Here is a 17,939-nt window from a genome sequence, read left to right as displayed (position 1 = left end):
CTCCTTACACAGTTCCTTTTTCATACATTGCACGATTGCGTTCTTTATCTTGTTTTCTTTTTGCTTTTTCAATTTCTTTATTTCTAAACTCAAGCACACTAAATTTAAACCATAATAATGTCGGACTTGCAACAAAGATAGAGCTTAAAGTTCCCGCTATAATACCTACAATTAAAGCCAAAGAAAATCCTTGTATCATTTCCCCGCCAAAGAAATAAAGTATCACAACGGTTGCTAAAGTCAATCCTGAAGTTAAAACCGTTCTTGATAAAGTTACTGAAACACTTTCATTAATAATAGGTGCAAATTCGGTTTTTTTACTTGTTTTAATACCTTCTCTGATTCTATCAAAAATAATAATTGTATCATTCAAAGAGTACCCAAGCACAGTTAAAACAGCAGCCAAAGTATCTAAATTGACATCAATTTTAAATAAAGAAATTGCCCCTAAAGTAATCACAACATCATGAATTTCACTGATTATAGCCGCAAGAGCAAAACGCCACTCAAAACGCAATGCTATATAAATTAAAATTGCTATCAAAGATACAGCTATAGCCATAAGTCCTTTATTTCTAAGTTCATCACCTACTTTTGGACCTACCACATCAGCACGACGCACTTCAAATTTTCCCGTATCCTTTAAAAGAATGCTTATATGCTCACCTATATCATTGCTTACATTATCATTACTTCCTAAAAAGCGTATAGTTACTTCTTCATTGCTTCCAAACTCAGTTACAGATAAATTTTGAAAAGTTCCTTGATTTTCTAAAATTTCTCGAATTTGCGTTATAGGAGCTGCATTTTCATATTTAAGCTGAACTAAAGTTCCTCCGCTAAAATCAATGCCATATTGCAAACCCCTATCCCAAAGTAAATAAATAGAACTAAAAAACAAAATAAAAGAAAAGGAAATAGCAGCAAAACGCATTCTCATAAAATCATAAATTTTCTTTTCGCTAAAAAACTGCATTATCTTCTCCTATAACCAAACCAAAATCTTGTATTATTATTTTTTTCTATGCGTTGCATAAAATAATCAAACATTCCATGAGTTCCTAAAATAGCTGTAATCATAGAAACAACGATACCAATTCCCAAAGTCACAGCAAAACCTTTAACTGCTCCTGTTCCATAGGCATAAAGTGCTACCGAAGTAACTAAAGAAGTGATATTTGAATCTATAATCGCACTCATAGCATTTTTATAACCTTGTTCTATACTAACTCTTATATTTACTCCATCTCGCAAGAGTTCTCGTATACGCTCATTGATAATCACATTTGCATCTACTGCCATACCCACAGTTAAAACAAGTCCTGCCATCCCTGGTAAAGTTAAAGTTGCTCCAAACATAGCCATAACGGCAACTACTACCAAAACATTAACTAGCATTGCAATATTTGCAAAAATTCCTGCCACACCGTAATACATCATCATAAATACTACAATAAAAACCGATGCACCGATTAAGGCTATCATACTCATTTTAATACTATCAGCACCTAAAGATGGTCCTATGCTTCTTTGTTCAAGTAATTTTACAGGCGCAAGCAAAGCTCCACTTCTTAAAGCTACCGCCACATCGCGTGCTTCTTCTTGAGTAAAAGCTCCACTGATTTGCCCACTACCTCCGCCTATGCGTTCATTAATAGATGGAGCAGAATATACTTTATTATCAAGTACAATAGCAAGACGCTTTCCAACATTTGCTCCTGTATAATCAGCAAATTTTTTAGAACCCTCGGCATTTAAAGTAAAATTAATCACAGGATAATTACTCTTATCGCTAAGTCCTACTCTAGCATCAGTAAGCATAGATCCATCTAAAATAGGTATACTTTTTAAGGTATATTTTAAATTTGGATTTCTAGAATCAGGCACTAAAATCAGTCCATAACTCGCAGCCTCAGCATCACTCATTGTAGAAGCTTGACCCATTTTAGAATCATCAACTTCCATAAGTTGCAAATGTGCTGCTTTTGTGATGCGTTCTTTTGCTCTTAATTCGTCTTCTTTGGTTTTAATCCCAGCAAGTTCAACCAAAATCTTATCATCACCTTGTTTAGCAACTGTTGGCTCTGCTAAACCAAATTGATCAAGCCTATTTCTTATGGTTTCAACTGCTTGTAAAAGTGCAAAATTTTCTATATTTTTTACTTCTTCTGAGGTAAAAGAAATTTTATAGTGCATATTTTCACTTTGTATATTAATTCCTTTTATTTCTTTAAGCAAATTTTCAACTTTTGCAACATCCGCATTATCGAGCAAAGTAAATTCTAAAATATCATCATGGGTATTTAAGCCATCATTTAAAATATTTTCTTTATTAAAAGAATAACTCAATGAAGATGCAATTGATTTTATTTTAGATTTTACAGCTTCTTCATTATCTACACCTAAGAGCATATAAAACCCACCTTGCAAATCAAGACCTAAATTAATCTTCGCACCACGTTCTGACTGCAAAAAAGAAGGGAGTGAAAAAGCCACTCCAAAAATAAATACCGCCATAAAAATAATCAAGCGATAATTGATTTTAGAATTACGCATCAATTTTCTTTGCTATAAATTCTCTTGAAATTTTTGCAGTAACATTATCTTCATTAAGCTTAACTTTGATAAAATCCTCCTCTGGTTTTACGACTTCACAAATAAGTCCGCCATTAGTGATGATTTTATCTCCTTTTTGCAAAGACTCAAGCATTTGTTTATGTGCTTTTGCTTGTTTTTGTTGTGGTCTAATTACCAAGAAATAAAAAATTGCAAATAACACTACAAGAGGTAACAATGAAGTTAAAATTGAATTTTCTGCCATATTTTTCCTTTATTCCAAAAAAATTAAACACTAATTCTATCATTTTTAAAATAATAAAAGTCTTTTTTATTGCAATTTTACTTTCAAATTCTATTTATCTATCATTTTTTGAAAATATTTTTACACAAACCATTAGTCCATTTTTAGCTATTTGGGGGTTAGTTTTACTTCTAAAAAGTAAAACTTCTAAACAATATTTTTGGATAGGTTTTTTTGTAGGGATTCTTTGGTTTTGGTGGATTGGTTTATCTTCAATTTATTTTAATCTAAACTATTTAGTACCAATTACACCAATTATCATTGGTTTTATTTATGGGTTACTTTTTAGATTATGTTATTTATTAAAATTTGATTTTTTAAGGCTTTGTGGAATTTTTTGCATAAGTTTTATCCATCCTTTAGGATTTGATTGGTTTAATTGGGGGATTTTTACAGTTTATGGTTTTTTTGACCCAAGTTATCGTGGCATTATTTGCATATTTTTAATAGCATATTTCATCTATGAGGGTTATATATCAAGATATTATAAAATAGCAATTGTTCTTATTTTATTCTTTAGTGGATTTCAATATAATGAAAAACAAGCTCAAACTCTTAATTTAAACTACAAACTCATCAATACTAATATCTCTCAAGATCAAAAATTTTTACAAGAAAATTTAAAATCAAATTCTGATATCTTAATTCAAGATATACTTCAAGCTATAAATGAAAAAAAAGAACTTGTAATCTTGCCTGAAACCGCTTTTGCTTTTGATTTAAAAAATACCAAATATGAGCTTATGCTTAAAGAATTATCTTATAAAATCACCATTATTACAGGAGCATTTCATGTTGAAAAAGAGCATACTTACAATAGCACTTATATCTTTAAAAAAGGCAATGTCTATATTTTAAATAAGCATTTTTTAGTTCCCTTTGGTGAAGAAATTCCATTTTTTAAAGACTTAACAAAAAAATATTTTCTCAAAAATATTGAAGAATTTTCCAAAGGTCCTATACAAAGCAAATATAAATTAGATAATCAAATTATCACAAATGCAATTTGTTATGAAGCTACCAAAGAACAAAATTATCAAAATTCACAAATTATTATAGCCCTAAGCAACAATGCTTGGTTTAATAATAGTAGCGAATACAAACTCCAGCAACTCTTAATGAAATTTTATGCAAGTAAATATGGGGTTAGTGTTTATCATGCTACAAATGGCAAAGAGAATATAGTTATACTCCCTAAAAAGCTTTTAAGCAAAGATTGGAAAAATTTATTCAAAGAAATATTTAATGATAAAAAATAATATTAAATTTTAATTTTAAAGTAATTTAAGTTATTTTATATTATAATTCTGTCAAACAATATTTTGACTTAGAGGGGTTTTTACCCCAAAGCTAAATTAATTTAGCTTCCTTCCTAACTTTTATATTTATGAGGGATATTGAAAAATATCCCTCTAAGTCAAAAATTAATATAACTTTATTAATTTTTTATAATTATACAAGCCTTGTTTAAGCTTGTATAATATTGTTAGTTTTTTAAAGTAGCTTTTTAAACTGTTCTAGAGCATCAAGTTTTTCCCAAGGATAGTCCTTTTGTCCTACTTGCCCACGAGCTGCTACATCCGCATAAAGAAAAGTTTCTTTACTTGGTTTATCCAGATGAAATTTATCACGGATCCAATTTGGCGTTAAAGAGAAATTTTGCATTACAAAATCACTTAAAACATCGTCATTTACACTGGTATTTGTGCCCATACAATCCACGCTTACCGAAGTAGGTTTTGCAACACCTATAGCATAACTAAGTTGAACTATACATTTTTTAGCAAGCCCTGCTGCAACTATGTTTTTAGCTAACCATCTACCTGCATAAAGTCCACTTCTATCAACTTTAGTATAATCTTTGCTCGATTGCGCACCACCACCTATTGGAGAATAACCTCCAAAACTATCTACTATAAGTTTTCTTCCTGTTAAACCACTATCATGTAAAGAAGAATGATTAACATATTTACCAGTTGGATTGATTAAAATTCTAGTCTTATTAGGATCAAAAAGTTCTTTTGGTAAATTACTATCTAAGATAAGTTTCATCACTAAAGATCTTAAATCTTCTATTTTCATACTTTCAACACAAGGTGCAGAAACTACTATAGTATGAATACTTTGCGGTTTGCAATTTTCAAAATTCGCCTTAGTGCCATAATCTATAGTCACTTGAGTTTTAATATCCACTCCAAGTTCATGTGGATTTGCTTTTGCATAAGCATAAACTCTATCACATAGCATTCTTGCATAACTAATAGCTGCTGGCATATATTCCTCAGCTTCACAACTTGCAAAACCAAACATAATGCCTTGATCACCTGCTCCTGTTTCGCCATCTTCTTGATCGACACCTTGGTTGATATCAGGGCTTTGTTCATTTAAAAACACCATAACATCAACCTCATCAGGATGTAAACACTGCTCTTTGCTAAAATGGCCTGCTCCGTCATAACCAATGTTTTTTAAAACATCTTTAACTAAATTATCGTAATCAGCTTTACTAAGTTTGTGATTTGACTTAACTTCGCCTCCTATCACAACCTTATTTCCTGCGACAAAAACCTCACTCGCCACCCTTGAATTTTTGTCATTTTTCAAGAGTATATCCACTATCGTATCAGCGATTATATCAGCGCACTTGTCTGGATGACCTGCACTTACGACTTCTGAAGTGAATAGATACATAAAAAGTCCTTTCATTTAAAATGAACCACAATTGTATCCAAATAAACTTATCAAAGCTTGATAAATTAAAAATTCTCTAAAATTAAGCAAAAGTTAGTTAAAATCAACTTTTGATATAAAAAATATTTAAAAGGTTTTTATGTTTTCTAAAATCATTCAAAGCTACGCTAAAGGCAACCTCATAGTTCAAATTTGCATAGGTATAGCACTAGGAATACTTATAGGCATTAGCTCTAAAGAAATATCTGAAATTGCAAATTTACTTGGAATACTTTTTACAAGTGCCTTAAAAGCTATCGCTCCTATGCTTGTTTTTATTTTAATTTTAACCTCAATTTGCACTAAAGATTTTTCTCAAAGTGGTGCTAAGATCAAAAATATTATCATTTTATATATAGTAGGCACCTTTTTTGCTTCAGCTTGTGCAGTTCTTGCTAATTTTTTCTTCCCTGTAAAGCTTGTTTTAGATGGAGTTCAAACTGCTACAAACTCATCTCCAACCCACATGAGTGATATTTTCAAAGATCTTTTATTTAAAATTGTTGATAATCCCATAAATGCTCTTTCAAGTGGAAATTATTTAGGAATTTTAACTTGGGCAATAGCTGGAGGTATAGCATTAAAACACTGTTCTAACGAAGCAAAACAAGTTTTTATAGACATTAATGAAGGGGTTTTAAAAATTGTTAAATTTGTAGTAAAACTTGCTCCTTTTGGAATTTTTGGACTTGTGGCTAATTCTGTAGCACAAACAGGAGCACAAGGTTTACTAAGTTATGTAAAACTTTTAATTTTACTTGTAGCTACTATGCTTTTTGTTACTTTTGTTATCAATGCCTTAATAGTCTTTTTTTATACAAGAAAAAATCCTTTTCCTTTGATTTTTATCTGCTTAAAGCACAGTGCATTTTTTGCCTTTTTTACAAGAAGTTCAGCGGCAAATATTCCTGTAAATATGGCACTTTGCGCTAAACTTGGCATAGATAAAGAATTTTATGGCATTTCTATACCTTTAGGAGCTACTATCAACATGGCAGGAGCAGCAGTTACTATAGCTATTTTAAGTCTTACTGCAGCCAATACCGTTGGTATAGAAATCAGTCTTTTACAAGCCTTTTTATTAAGCATTATTGCTACCTTTGCAGCTTGTGGGGCTAGCGGAGTTGCGGGCGGATCTTTACTGCTTATACCTTTGGCTTGTTCTTTATTTAATATAGACTATGATATTGCTATGAAGGTAGTTGCCATAGGTTTTATTATAGGGGTTATTCAAGATAGTGTTGAAACTGCTTTAAATAGTTCTACAGATGTTCTTTTTACAGCAATTTGTTCTAAAAATGAATTAAATTACAATATCAAATAAGGCAAAAACATGCGTCATCTCATCACTACAAAGGATTTTAATAAAGTCGAAATTATGGAGCTTTTTAAAGAAGCAAGTGATTTCTTAGATGAAAAACCTAGAACTTTTCTTAAAGGAAAAAGTATCACGACAATTTTTTTTGAAAACTCTACACGCACCCTTTCATCTTTTGAAAGCGCTGCAAGAAGATTAGGTGCTAGGGTTTTACGCCTTGATGTTTCAAGATCAAGCTCTAGCAAAGGAGAAACTCTTTATGATACTGCTGCTAATTTAGATGCCATGAGTCCTAATGCTATTGTTGTAAGACACGCAAACTCAGGAGTTCCTTTGATATTAGCAAAGCATATGCATTGTCCAGTTGTTAATGGAGGAGATGGAAAACACGCCCATCCTACCCAAGCTTTACTAGATTTATTTACTATTTATAATCATTTTCAAGGCGATGTCGAAGGTAAGAAAATTTGCATCGTAGGTGATATTAAAAATTCCCGCGTTGCAGCGTCTAATATAGAACTTTTAAGCAGATTTAATCTTGATATTACCCTAGTAGCTCCACCACATTTTATGCCTAATACCCATCTTAAAAAACATTATAAGCTTGATGAGAATATCATAGCAAATTCAGATATCATCATGAGTCTTAGAACACAAACAGAAAGACATAATAAAACCGTTTATGCTTCACTTAAAGACTATGCAAATGATTTTTGCATTCAAAAAAGCTTAGTAAAAGATAAAAAGCTTATTTTACTACATCCAGGCCCTGTTAATCGCAATATTGACATAAGCGATGAAATGATGAGTGATGAAAGAACTTTAGTTTTAAAACAAGTTAAAAATGGAGTGGCCATTAGAATGGCTGTTCTTAAAAAACTCATACTAGAAAATGAAGGATAAAAAATGTTAGAATGGGATTTAAGTGCTTTATTTCACGATAAAGAAGCATTGAAAAATTTTACACAAGATCAAATCCAACAAAGTTTAAATTTCAAAAAAAACTATGAAAATAAACTTTATACATTAAATACTAATGAGTTTTTGCAAGCTTTAAAAGATTATGAAAATTTAAATCAAGCTCTTGGCAAAATCATGACTTATGTTTATTTACTTTTTGCTAAAAACACTCAAAATGGTTCTTTTTATGCACAATACGAAGAAGAGTGTAAAAAAATAGAAGAAAATTTACTCTTTTTCGAGCTTGAATTTTGTGAGTTGGCTCCTGAAAAAAGTCAAGAATTTACAACTTTTTGCAAAGATTATGATTTTTATCTTTCTAATTTATTGCAAAACAAACGTTATAATCTTAGCAAAAATGAAGAACGCATTATGCTTTATCTTTCAAATACAGGCGCAAATGCTTTTAGTAGACTTTTTGATGAAAGCATGAGCGCTTTAAAAATCCCTTTTGAAGGTAAAAAACTTAGCGAAGAAGAAATTCTAAGCAAAATGTATGATGAAGATAGAAAAATACGTAAAAAAGCTGCCAAAAAATTCAGTAAAGTTTTGCAAAAAAATAGCAGACTTTTAAGTTTTATTATCAATATGATAAAAACAGAAAGAAAAAACATAAGCTTATTAAGAGGTTATGAAAATGCTGAAATTTCAAGACATATCAGCAATCAAATTTCACAAAAAAGTGTTGATTCCTTGATAGCAAGTGCGCAAAAACATTTTAACTTAGTATCGCAATTTTACAAAAGAAAAAAACAAATTTTAGGCTATGATGAACTTAAAGACTATGACAGATATGCACCCATAGGAAAAGAAGCAAGTTTTGATTTTAAAACAAGTAAAAATATTGTTTTAGAGGCATTTCAAGCTTTTTCTCCGCAATTTCATGATATAGCAAAAAATGCTTTTGATCAAGGTTGGATTGATGTTTATCCGCAAGAAAATAAACAAGGGGGTGCTTTTTCACATTCTGCAACTTCTGATGCACATCCTTTTGTTTTATTAAACTACACCAATAAAAGACGCGATCTTTTTACACTCGCACATGAATTAGGACACACTATCCATCAAAAACTTTCTTATAATGTAAGCTACTTAAATCAAAATACGCCTTTAACCACCGCAGAAACAGCTTCAGTTTTTGCTGAAATGCTCGTATTTGATTTTATTAAAGATAAGCTAAAAAAAGAAGAACTCCTATCTTTATATGCAAATAAAATCGAAGATATTTTTGCAACTTTTTATAGACAAATTAATTTTACTTGTTTTGAAAGACGCTTACATGCTCAAGAAAATGAACTTAACACTGAAGAAATCAATAAAATTTGGATGGAAGAATCTCAAAAAATGTTTCAAGACAGCGTAAAACTTACAAAAAATTATGCTTCTTGGTGGAGTTATATTCCTCATTTTATCCATTCTCCTTTTTACTGCTATGCTTATGCTTATGCACAACTTTTAGTTTTAGCTCTTTATGGACTTTACAAAAGTAAAAAATGTGAAAATTTTAAAGAACTTTATATCAAAATGCTTTCTTTAGGCGGAAGCGTGAGTCCAAAAGAACTAGTAGGAATGTTTGGATTTGATATAGAAGATGAAAATTTTTGGGAAATAGGCATAAAAGAAATTCAAAAACTCATCAATGAATTCATGGAGTTACAATCATGCTAGAAACAATCTTAAAAAATGAAAATTTTATCCATACCATGCAAAAGCATTGTTATGAAGTTATTTCACACCTTATAGAAGAAAATATAGAATTTTCCATAGTTGCAAATACAAATTTCATAGATTTTAACCCTGAGCTTCCCAAAGAGCTTGATATTAAACAAAATCCTTATGCTCTTTTTGCTCTTGGAGGATACACCTTTGAATCCATACAACTAAATAAAGATTTCATTCAATTTCACGCAGGTTTTGGAAATGATGATTTTGATAGTTTTGTAAAGGTTGATTTAGGAGCTATCACGCAAATTCAAGTAGAAAATAGCATTTTATTTGTTAATTTTAGTCTTTATAAACGTGAAGATAGCAAAAATTTACAAAAATCTAAAAATATATTTTTAAATAATCCAAAAAATAAAGATATTTTCAAAAAATGAATCTATTTGAAGATTTAAATGATAGTCAAAAACAAGCGGTAAGCCACATTGATGGAGCCATGCTTATCCTAGCAGGTGCAGGTAGTGGAAAAACCAAAACTATCACCACTCGTCTTGCTTATCTTATCGGTGAAGTAGGCATCCCCTCACATAACACTCTTACTCTTACTTTTACAAATAAAGCAGCTAGTGTTATGCGTCATAGAGCATTAAATTTTCTACAAGGCAATCACAATCCTTTGCTTTGCACCTTTCATAAATTTGGACTTTTATTTTTAAAACTCCATTTTGAAAGATTGGAGCGTAAAAATAGTTTTATTGTTATCGATACAGATGATACAAAAAAAATAATTAAAGACTTAATCCATGATAAAAACAAAGATAATGTCTATGATATTATCAAATACATATCTTATTGCAAAAATGAAGGCAAAAGAGTAAGCAATGTCTTTGAAGATTTAAATTTACTAAAAGAACATAATTTTGAAAAATATCAAAATGAATACAAATTTGCCAACTATTACCGTGCTTATGAAGAATACTTATTAAAACAAAATTTTGTAGATTTTGATGATCTTTTATTGCTAAGCAATCTCATTTTAGAAAATGATATAAATTTTGCCAAAGAACAAAGCTTACTTTATAATTACATTACAGTTGATGAGTATCAAGATACTAATACCTTGCAATATAAAATTCTAAAAAATCTATGTTGTATGCATGAAAATATCACAGTTGTTGGTGATGATGATCAAAGTATTTATAGTTGGCGTGGAGCAAAAATTGAAAATATTTTAAATTTTCAAAATGATTTTAAAAATGTTAAACTTGTAAAACTTGAACAAAACTATCGTTCAGTAGGGACTATTTTACAAGCAGCAAATAATCTCATATCTCACAATGAGCAACGACTTGGAAAAACTTTAATCTGCACTAAAGATACTGGGGAAAATATTAAAATATTAAAAAACGAAAACGAAAAAGATGAAGGTTTATATATCGCTCAAGAAGTAAAAAAATTGCTAAATTCTGGAGTAGAAGCTAAAGAGATCGCCATTTTATTTCGAGTTAATGCACTATCAAGAGCAATAGAAGAAGCATTTATGAAGGAAAAAATTTCTTATAAACTACTTAGCGGTATGCGTTTTTATGAGAGATTAGAAATAAAAGATTTAATCTCGTATCTTAGACTTATCTTAAATCCAAACGATGATTTGTCGTTTAAACGTATTATTAATCGCCCTAAAAGATCCATAGGAGAAAAAGCCCTAAAAAATTTAGAAGAATATGCAAAAAAACGTCAAATTTCACTTTTTGATGCCCTATGCGAAAGCGATGGTGGTGTAAGAATTTTAACAACAAAAAAAGCACAAAATGAAGCAAATATTTTTATACAAAATATTCACACTCTAAAAAGCTACGATAATGCAAAAAAGGTTTTTGACAATATAGAAGAATTATTTAAAATTAAAGATTATTTTTCAGAGCAAGATGATGGAGATGAAAGAATCAGAAATCTTGATGAGTTTTATGCTAATCTAAGAGAAAAACTCAAAGAAGATCCCGAAGCTTCTTTAGAAGATCTACTTAGTGAAATTTCTTTATTAAGCGATCAAGATAATTTAGATGAAGAATGTGTTTGCTTGATGAGCATTCATGCTAGCAAAGGTTTGGAATTTGATTATGTTTTTATAATAGGCTTTGACGAAGGATTTTTTCCTTTAAATAGCGAAGAAAATCTCGAAGAAGAACGCCGTCTTGCTTATGTTGGCATCACTCGCGCCAAGAAATTTCTCACAATAAGTGTTGCAAATTCTCGTTTTTATCATGGTTCAAGAGCAAATATCAATCCTAGTCGCTTCTTAGAAGAAAGTAAATTAATCAATGAAAAATCAAAAAATCAAAATATACAAAAAACTAGTTTTTGCAAAGGAGATCTAGTTAAACATAAAATTTTTGGCATTGGCAGGGTTGTTGAAGTTAATAAAAGCGGAAAAGAGGAAAAGCTTAATATTAATTTTGGTGGTATAATGCGTGTAATCATGGCAAGCTTTGTGGAAAAAGCAGTATGAACAAGATCTTTGCAGCCTTTAAACCAAAGGGTTTGAGTTCTAATGCCTTTTTAAGTACTTTAAAGAAAAAATATAAAAATAAAAAAGCAGGATATTCTGGCACTCTTGATCCTTTCGCCAAAGGGGTTTTAATCGTTGCATTTGGACAATACACAAAACTTTTCCGTTTTTTAAAAAAAACTCCAAAAACCTATAAAGCTACTTTATGGCTTGGAGTTTACTCCTTAAGTCTTGATGATCAAAATATAAAAGAAATTCAAAATATAAAAGAATTTGATCTTGCAAATTTAAAACAAATTATTGATCAAATGCAAGGAATTATCTCCTATACACCACCTCAATTTAGCGCCAAAAGAATCAATGGAACTCGCGCCTATGAACTTGCAAAAAAAGGTATAGAAGCAAATTTAAAACCTTGTCAAATGGAAGTATTTGATTGCAAGATCTTAAGCTATAATCATCCTTTTTTAAATATTGAAATCACAGTCAGTGAAGGTGCTTATATAAGATCTTATTGTGAACTTTTTGCTAGAAAACTAGGTATTAATGCGACTTTAAGCTCTTTAGAGCGTATTAAAGAAGGCAAATTTGTTTATAATAATGAGAAAAGCTTAAATGTGTTAAAATACATTAACCTAAAGCCAAATTTTATCAAGGATTTAAATAAACTCGAAAATGGTGCTAAAATTTTTGTCGAAGAATTAGAATTTCATGATGAAGGAGATTATTATATTGAAACAGAAAAATATTTTAGCATAATTAATATTAAAGAAAATACAGTAAAATATCTTCTAAATAAGGTTGAAAAATGTTAATATTATCAAGAAAAGAAAATGAAAGTATAATTATCGGAGAAGGTATAGAAATCAAAGTCGTTCAAACAGGGAAAGGATATGCCAAAATAGGTATAGAAGCTCCAAAATCCCTTATGATACTTAGAAAAGAACTTGTTCAACAAGTAAAGGATGAAAATTTGCATTCTGTTGTTCAGAATGATATTAAACTTGATGACTTAAGCAAAAAACTAATCAAATGAAAGCTTACGCTAAAGCAAATATTTTTTTAAAACTTACCGGTTTTGACTCAAGAAAATATCATCTTTTAGAATCACGATTTATACTTTTAAAAGATGTTTTTGATGAGCTTGAGCTTGTTGACAAAGAATCAGATTCTAAAAAAGAATTTGAAATCATTAGTAATTTTAAATGCGAAAATAATATTATTCAAAAGGCTTATTTGCTACTTTCTAGAAGATATAATAACGAATTAAAAGAATTATTTAGCAAAAAAAGTCTAAAACTCACAAAAAATATCCCAGTATGTGCTGGGCTTGGAGGTGGAAGTAGCGATTGTGCGAGTTTTTTACTGCTAATAAATGAAACCTTAAATTTAAAATTAAACCTACAAGAACTTATAAATTTAAGCATACAACTAGGAAGTGATATTGCCTTTTTTTTAAGTGGCTTTCACTCTGCTAATGTAAGTAGCTGTGGCGAAATTATAGAAGAATTTGAAGATGACATACCTAATTTAAAATGGACTTTTCCACAAATATCTTGCCAAACTAAAGCTGTTTATGATGAATTTGATAGAGGAATATTTGACTTTCAAAAAAACAATAATCAAGCGCAAATATACAAAAAACTCAGCACAAAAGAGTTGTTACAAAATTTTAAAAACAAAGAATTAAATGATTTATTTACTCCTTGTGCAACTTTATATCCTAAAATGAAGTCTTACTTACAAGAAGATTTTTTTCTAAGCGGTAGCGGTAGTAGTGTTTTTAAGGTTGATCGATGAAAATTATTGCGAGAAATAAAAAAGCTTTATTTGATTATAGCATCATAGAACGCTTTGAAGCCGGAATTGTCCTTAAAGGAAGTGAAGTTGTAGCCTTAAGGGCAGGAAGAGCAAATCTTAAAGACTCTTTTGTTCGCATTATAAAAAATGAGATTTTTTTACTTAATTCTCATATTTCATTACTTCATACTACACATTCTTTCTATAAACACGAAGAAAGAGGCGCTAGAAAGCTTTTAATGCATAGAAAGCAAATTGATAAATTATTAGGTAAAGTAAGTATAGAAGGATATACTATCGTTGCATTAGATCTTTATTTTAACACAAAAAATAAAGTAAAAGCTACCCTTGCTTTAGCTAAAGGGAAAAATTTGCACGACAAGCGTGAAACTTTAAAGAAAAAGCAAGCCGATTTAGAAGCTAGAGCTGCTATGAAAAATTACAAATAAAGGAAAATAAATGAAAAAAATTTTAGCCCTATTTTTAATAAGTTTAGCATTTTTTCTTAATGCTTGCTCCAAGGAAGAAGAAATTCAAAATGATTTTATGTTTGAAGAGTATCACAAAGGAGATAAAATAGTCTTAAATAGTGTAAATGGTGGAAGCAAAACTTTAATAAGAACAGATAAAGGTTTTGTGGTGGAAGGAGAGGAAGGAAAAGTTCTAATGTTTGATTTTTTTGGCACTTTTTGCACCCCATGTAAAGAAGAAGCTTTAGATCTTAGCAAACTTTGGAAAAATAATTCTAGCAAATTTATCATTATAGGACTTACACATTTTGAAGATGTTAGCGATGAAACAGTTAAAAAATTCGCGGATGATTATGGTGCTTACTATTTTCTAAGCAATGGCAGATCTAATGATCGTATTATTGCTCAAATTTTAAAAGATATAGACTATCAAAATATGGAGCAACTTCCTTTTAAAGTTGTTTTAAAAAATGGAATTTATCAAAAAATAAGCGATTACTGGAATAATAATGCTCCAACAAATTTTTATCTTGGTAAAATTCCAACAGAACTCATGCAAGAAGATTTAAATAAAATCTACAAAGGAAAATAATGCCAAAAATCCAAACTCTAGAGCAGACAAAACTTAGTGAACCAAAAATGTATAAAGTTATACTCTTAAATGATGATGTAACAACCATGGATTTTGTCATAGAAATTTTGATGAATATTTTTCATCAAAACCTTGAAAAAGCAAGTCAAACAATGTTAGAAATTCATCACAATGGTTCTGGAATTTGTGGCATTTACACTCAAGAAATAGCTCTTTCAAAACAAAAAAAAGTTATAGATGCGGCTAAACTTGCTAATTTTCCACTACAAGTAAAGGTAGAAGAAGAATGAAATACCAAGAAAATTTACAAAAATATCTTGATAATGCCAAAAATCTAAGCTTAATAAACCACCATGAATTTGTTACCTGTGAGCATGTACTGTTTGCATTACTAAAACTAAGCACTGATTTTAAGGATATATTTGAAGAATTTTCAGATGGAGATCTTGAACTTCTAGAAACTGAATTAAAAAATTACATTTCTCAAAACAATCAAGTTATTAAACAAGAAATAGAACCTACAATATCTGTTGTTTTAGATGAAATCTTACTTTCATCTAAAAATAAAAATAATGAAATTAAAATTATAGATTTTTTAGAAAAGCTCATACAGGATTCAAGAAGTTATTCTAGCTATCTCTTAAAAAAACACAACATAAATCTTAACAAAATTCAAGAACTTCAAAATCATGAAAATATACAAAATTTAAACAACCACACAAGTGATTTAACACTTTTAGCTCAAAATGGCAAAATTGATCCTTTAATAGGAAGAAAATTTGAACTTGAAAGAATGATGCAAATTCTTTCACGTCGCAAGAAAAATAATCCTATTTTAGTAGGAGAAGCAGGAGTTGGAAAAACAGCCATTGTAGAGGGATTAGCATTGGCTATTGCTGAAAAAAAGGTGCCTAAAAACTTACAAAATGCAAAAATTTTTAGTCTTGATATGGCTAGTATACTTGCGGGAACAAAATACCGTGGAGATTTTGAGAAAAGAATTAAAGAAATTTTAAGTGAACTTGAGAAAATACCCAATGCTATTTTATTTATTGATGAAATTCACACTATAGTAGGAGCTGGAAGCACAGGAGAATCTCATACTGATTTTTCCAATCTTTTAAAACCAGCTCTAAGCAATGGAACTTTAAAATGCATAGGTGCAACAACTTTTATGGAATATAAAAATACTTTTGATAAAAATAAACCCCTAAGTCGCCGTTTTGCTAAAATAAATGTAGATGAACCAAGCCAAAAAGAAAGCTTGCAAATTCTTAAAGGATTAAAAAACAAATATGAAGAATTTCATCATATCAAATTAAACGATGAAATTCTTCAATATGCTGTAATTTGGGGTAAAAAATTTTTTAATGATAAATTTTTACCTGATAGCGCTATAGATCTGATCGATGAACTTGGCGCTTCTTTTGCTTTAAATCCAAGAGCTAAAAAAAATGCCAATTTAAAAGATTTAGAAAATGTTTTAGCAAAAATGACCCACCATCACAAAATGTTTGAATTCGATCAAAATAAAGCTTTAATGAACTTAAAAACAAATTTAAAAGCAAAAATTTTTGGCCAAGATGAAGTTATAGATAGCCTTGTTTCATCACTTAAGCAAAGTTTCGCAGGATTTAAAAATTCCAATACACCACGCGGAGTGTTTTTGTTTACTGGATCAAGTGGAGTTGGAAAAACAGAACTTTGCAAAGCTTTAGCTGAATTTTTAGGTTTAAATTTAGAACGCTTTGATATGAGTGAATATGCAGAAAAACATGCTATAAGTAAACTAATAGGATCTCCAGCTGGATATATAGGTTTTGAAGAGGGTGGACTTTTAAGCAATGCTATTCGCAAAAATCCTTTCAGTCTTGTTCTTTTTGACGAAATAGAAAAGGCTCATCCTGATTTAAGCAATACCTTTTTACAGATTTTTGACAATGCTGAACTCACCGACAATAGTGGTCTTAAAGTAGATTTTAAAAATACAATCATTATTATGACATCTAATCTAGGACTTAAAGAAAGCAATGAGCTTGGTTTTTTAAGTAAAAATGAAGAAAAAAGTAATCGTGCTATCAAAGACTTTTTTGCTCCAGAATTTATTAATCGCATTGATAAAATTTTACATTTTAATGATTTAAACGATGCTATACTTGTTAAAATTATCGAAAAAGAACTTGACGAAATTTCTAAAAATTTAAATAATATAAAATTATCAGTGGATGATAAAGCTAAAATTTATTTAGCTAAAAAAGCCTATAATAAAGAATTTGGAGTAAGGCTTTTAAAACGCATAATTTCTGAGGAAATAGGAGAAAAAATCAGTGATGAAATTTTATTTGGAAAGCTTAAAAAAGGTGGTATAGCTAAAATCAAACTTGGTAAAAATGGAAAGCTCGAATTTATATTCTAAATTACTCAATGCGCCTAAAAATGCTCCTGTATTTTTAAGTCAAAATTTAGAAGCTGATTTTATTGTAAAAGCTTATACTTTTGGTCTATTCCCATGGACAAGTAAACCTGTAACTTGGTGGTGTCCAGATCCTAGATGCATTTTAATTCCAAATCAAATTCACATCCAAAAAAATATGAAAAAATTTATTAATCTCTATCAAATTAAACTTGATTATGATTTTTTAAAATTAATTACATTATGTCGCGATACACGCTCTCAAAGCTGGATAGATGATGAATTTATTACCACTTATTATAAGTTATTTACCCAAGGCTATGCGCATAGCCTTGAACTTTATGAAAATAATGAACTTATAGGTGGAATTTATGGTTTAATTTTAGGCAAGGTTTTCTTTGGTGAAAGCATGGTAAGCATTAAAAAAAATGCATCTAAAGTTGCCATGATTAAACTTTGTGATTTATTAAAACCTTATGATTTTATCATAGATTGTCAAGTTTATAACCAACATTTAGAATTTATGGGTGCTCATAATATTTCTAGGAAAGAATTTTTAAATATTTTAAAAGAAAAATGCAATCAAGAAAGTGGTTTTAAAAATTTTAAAGATTTAATTACTTAA

18 protein-coding genes are annotated in these 17,939 nt (G+C 29.7%); 14 read left to right on the top strand and 4 right to left on the bottom strand.

Translation table 11 applies throughout. The annotated features are described in order from the left end of the window. Positions 1-4: 4 nt before the first annotated feature. From secF to yajC, 3 genes are read right to left on the bottom strand one after another with little or no spacing between them, the layout of a single operon-like run. Complete coding sequence (gene secF / locus BGS40_RS01965) at positions 5-976, bottom strand: protein translocase subunit SecF (RefSeq protein ID WP_096738299.1); 972 nt, start codon at positions 974-976, stop codon at positions 5-7. Further along, the gene (secD, locus tag BGS40_RS01960) at positions 976-2,556 is read right to left on the bottom strand and encodes a protein translocase subunit SecD (RefSeq protein ID WP_096738298.1); all 1,581 of its coding nucleotides are present in this window, start codon (positions 2,554-2,556) and stop codon (positions 976-978) included. The genes secF and secD overlap by 1 nt, the downstream gene beginning before the upstream one ends. Continuing rightward, positions 2,549-2,821: a preprotein translocase subunit YajC gene (gene yajC / locus BGS40_RS01955; protein ID WP_002786346.1), complete on the bottom strand. Its 273-nt coding sequence runs from the start codon at positions 2,819-2,821 to the stop codon at positions 2,549-2,551. The genes secD and yajC overlap by 8 nt, the downstream gene beginning before the upstream one ends. On the opposite strand from yajC, the gene BGS40_RS01950 reads away from it, so the two are divergent. Beyond that, positions 2,794-4,119, top strand: coding sequence for an apolipoprotein N-acyltransferase (locus BGS40_RS01950; RefSeq protein WP_096738297.1), 1,326 nt, complete (start codon positions 2,794-2,796; stop codon positions 4,117-4,119). The genes yajC and BGS40_RS01950 overlap by 28 nt on opposite strands. Positions 4,120-4,354: 235 nt before the next feature. Here the strand turns inward: BGS40_RS01950 and metK are convergent, their stop codons facing one another. Beyond that, positions 4,355-5,551, bottom strand: coding sequence for a methionine adenosyltransferase (metK, locus tag BGS40_RS01945; protein WP_002852836.1), 1,197 nt, complete (start codon positions 5,549-5,551; stop codon positions 4,355-4,357). 139 nt (positions 5,552-5,690) lie between these two features. Here metK and sstT point away from each other — a divergent pair, with 139 nt between their 5' ends. The 13 genes from sstT to aat are packed head-to-tail and all read left to right on the top strand — an operon-like array spanning position 5,691 to position 17,939. Continuing rightward, positions 5,691-6,914, top strand: coding sequence for a serine/threonine transporter SstT (gene sstT, locus BGS40_RS01940; protein WP_096738296.1), 1,224 nt, complete (start codon positions 5,691-5,693; stop codon positions 6,912-6,914). 9 nt (positions 6,915-6,923) lie between these two features. After that, positions 6,924-7,811 carry an aspartate carbamoyltransferase catalytic subunit gene (locus tag BGS40_RS01935; protein WP_002855708.1) on the top strand — a complete coding sequence of 296 codons (888 nt, stop codon included), beginning with the start codon at positions 6,924-6,926 and terminating at the stop codon, positions 7,809-7,811. A 3-nt stretch (positions 7,812-7,814) separates the two neighbouring features. Next, a complete protein-coding gene (locus tag BGS40_RS01930) occupies positions 7,815-9,536 on the top strand; it encodes a M3 family oligoendopeptidase (protein WP_002892214.1) in 1,722 nt (573 codons plus the stop codon). Then, positions 9,530-9,967, top strand: coding sequence for a hypothetical protein (locus BGS40_RS01925; protein ID WP_002852822.1), 438 nt, complete (start codon positions 9,530-9,532; stop codon positions 9,965-9,967). Before BGS40_RS01930 ends, BGS40_RS01925 begins: the two co-directional genes overlap by 7 nt. Further along, complete coding sequence (locus tag BGS40_RS01920) at positions 9,964-12,039, top strand: ATP-dependent helicase (RefSeq protein WP_096738295.1); 2,076 nt, start codon at positions 9,964-9,966, stop codon at positions 12,037-12,039. The genes BGS40_RS01925 and BGS40_RS01920 overlap by 4 nt, the downstream gene beginning before the upstream one ends. After that, positions 12,036-12,854 carry a tRNA pseudouridine(55) synthase TruB gene (truB, locus tag BGS40_RS01915; RefSeq protein WP_002852653.1) on the top strand — a complete coding sequence of 273 codons (819 nt, stop codon included), beginning with the start codon at positions 12,036-12,038 and terminating at the stop codon, positions 12,852-12,854. Before BGS40_RS01920 ends, truB begins: the two co-directional genes overlap by 4 nt. Continuing rightward, positions 12,848-13,075 (top strand): carbon storage regulator CsrA, encoded by a 228-nt coding sequence (csrA, locus tag BGS40_RS01910; protein WP_002852854.1) that lies wholly within the window; start codon positions 12,848-12,850, stop codon positions 13,073-13,075. Before truB ends, csrA begins: the two co-directional genes overlap by 7 nt. Continuing rightward, on the top strand, positions 13,072-13,839 hold the full coding sequence (locus tag BGS40_RS01905) for a 4-(cytidine 5'-diphospho)-2-C-methyl-D-erythritol kinase (RefSeq protein ID WP_002859130.1): 768 nt from the start codon (positions 13,072-13,074) through the stop codon (positions 13,837-13,839). Before csrA ends, BGS40_RS01905 begins: the two co-directional genes overlap by 4 nt. Next, complete coding sequence (gene smpB / locus BGS40_RS01900; protein ID WP_002852861.1) at positions 13,836-14,288, top strand: SsrA-binding protein SmpB; 453 nt, start codon at positions 13,836-13,838, stop codon at positions 14,286-14,288. The genes BGS40_RS01905 and smpB overlap by 4 nt, the downstream gene beginning before the upstream one ends. A 10-nt stretch (positions 14,289-14,298) precedes the next feature. Beyond that, positions 14,299-14,901, top strand: coding sequence for a TlpA disulfide reductase family protein (locus tag BGS40_RS01895; RefSeq protein WP_087691958.1), 603 nt, complete (start codon positions 14,299-14,301; stop codon positions 14,899-14,901). Then, positions 14,901-15,191, top strand: coding sequence for an ATP-dependent Clp protease adaptor ClpS (locus BGS40_RS01890; protein ID WP_096738294.1), 291 nt, complete (start codon positions 14,901-14,903; stop codon positions 15,189-15,191). The genes BGS40_RS01895 and BGS40_RS01890 overlap by 1 nt, the downstream gene beginning before the upstream one ends. Continuing rightward, positions 15,188-17,317 carry an AAA family ATPase gene (locus tag BGS40_RS01885; protein WP_096738293.1) on the top strand — a complete coding sequence of 710 codons (2,130 nt, stop codon included), beginning with the start codon at positions 15,188-15,190 and terminating at the stop codon, positions 17,315-17,317. The genes BGS40_RS01890 and BGS40_RS01885 overlap by 4 nt, the downstream gene beginning before the upstream one ends. Continuing rightward, a complete protein-coding gene (gene aat, locus BGS40_RS01880; RefSeq protein ID WP_002826100.1) occupies positions 17,292-17,939 on the top strand; it encodes a leucyl/phenylalanyl-tRNA--protein transferase in 648 nt (215 codons plus the stop codon). Before BGS40_RS01885 ends, aat begins: the two co-directional genes overlap by 26 nt.

It is taken from the genome of Campylobacter sp. 107 (genome assembly GCF_002383835.1).
Taxonomy (GTDB): domain Bacteria; phylum Campylobacterota; class Campylobacteria; order Campylobacterales; family Campylobacteraceae; genus Campylobacter_D; species Campylobacter_D jejuni.
The sequence above is the reverse complement of the archived record's forward strand: the minus strand, read 5'-3'. Positions and strand labels throughout refer to the sequence as shown.

Bases quoted from the DNA above. Each gene is read 5' to 3' on its own strand.
- csrA (WP_002852854.1), top strand. From the start codon at position 12,848: ATGTTAATATTATCAAGAAAAGAAAATGAAAGTATAATTATCGGAGAA.
- BGS40_RS01885 (WP_096738293.1), top strand. From the start codon at position 15,188: ATGAAATACCAAGAAAATTTACAAAAATATCTTGATAATGCCAAAAAT.
- BGS40_RS01895 (WP_087691958.1), top strand. From the start codon at position 14,299: ATGAAAAAAATTTTAGCCCTATTTTTAATAAGTTTAGCATTTTTTCTT.
- metK (WP_002852836.1), bottom strand. From the start codon at position 5,551: ATGTATCTATTCACTTCAGAAGTCGTAAGTGCAGGTCATCCAGACAAG.
- smpB (WP_002852861.1), top strand. From the start codon at position 13,836: ATGAAAATTATTGCGAGAAATAAAAAAGCTTTATTTGATTATAGCATC.
- BGS40_RS01950 (WP_096738297.1), top strand. From the start codon at position 2,794: ATGAAGTTAAAATTGAATTTTCTGCCATATTTTTCCTTTATTCCAAAA.
- BGS40_RS01930 (WP_002892214.1), top strand. From the start codon at position 7,815: ATGTTAGAATGGGATTTAAGTGCTTTATTTCACGATAAAGAAGCATTG.
- BGS40_RS01935 (WP_002855708.1), top strand. From the start codon at position 6,924: ATGCGTCATCTCATCACTACAAAGGATTTTAATAAAGTCGAAATTATG.
- BGS40_RS01905 (WP_002859130.1), top strand. From the start codon at position 13,072: ATGAAAGCTTACGCTAAAGCAAATATTTTTTTAAAACTTACCGGTTTT.
- secF (WP_096738299.1), bottom strand. From the start codon at position 976: ATGCAGTTTTTTAGCGAAAAGAAAATTTATGATTTTATGAGAATGCGT.
- truB (WP_002852653.1), top strand. From the start codon at position 12,036: ATGAACAAGATCTTTGCAGCCTTTAAACCAAAGGGTTTGAGTTCTAAT.
- yajC (WP_002786346.1), bottom strand. From the start codon at position 2,821: ATGGCAGAAAATTCAATTTTAACTTCATTGTTACCTCTTGTAGTGTTA.
- BGS40_RS01925 (WP_002852822.1), top strand. From the start codon at position 9,530: ATGCTAGAAACAATCTTAAAAAATGAAAATTTTATCCATACCATGCAA.
- BGS40_RS01920 (WP_096738295.1), top strand. From the start codon at position 9,964: ATGAATCTATTTGAAGATTTAAATGATAGTCAAAAACAAGCGGTAAGC.
- sstT (WP_096738296.1), top strand. From the start codon at position 5,691: ATGTTTTCTAAAATCATTCAAAGCTACGCTAAAGGCAACCTCATAGTT.
- secD (WP_096738298.1), bottom strand. From the start codon at position 2,556: ATGCGTAATTCTAAAATCAATTATCGCTTGATTATTTTTATGGCGGTA.
- BGS40_RS01890 (WP_096738294.1), top strand. From the start codon at position 14,901: ATGCCAAAAATCCAAACTCTAGAGCAGACAAAACTTAGTGAACCAAAA.
- aat (WP_002826100.1), top strand. From the start codon at position 17,292: ATGGAAAGCTCGAATTTATATTCTAAATTACTCAATGCGCCTAAAAAT.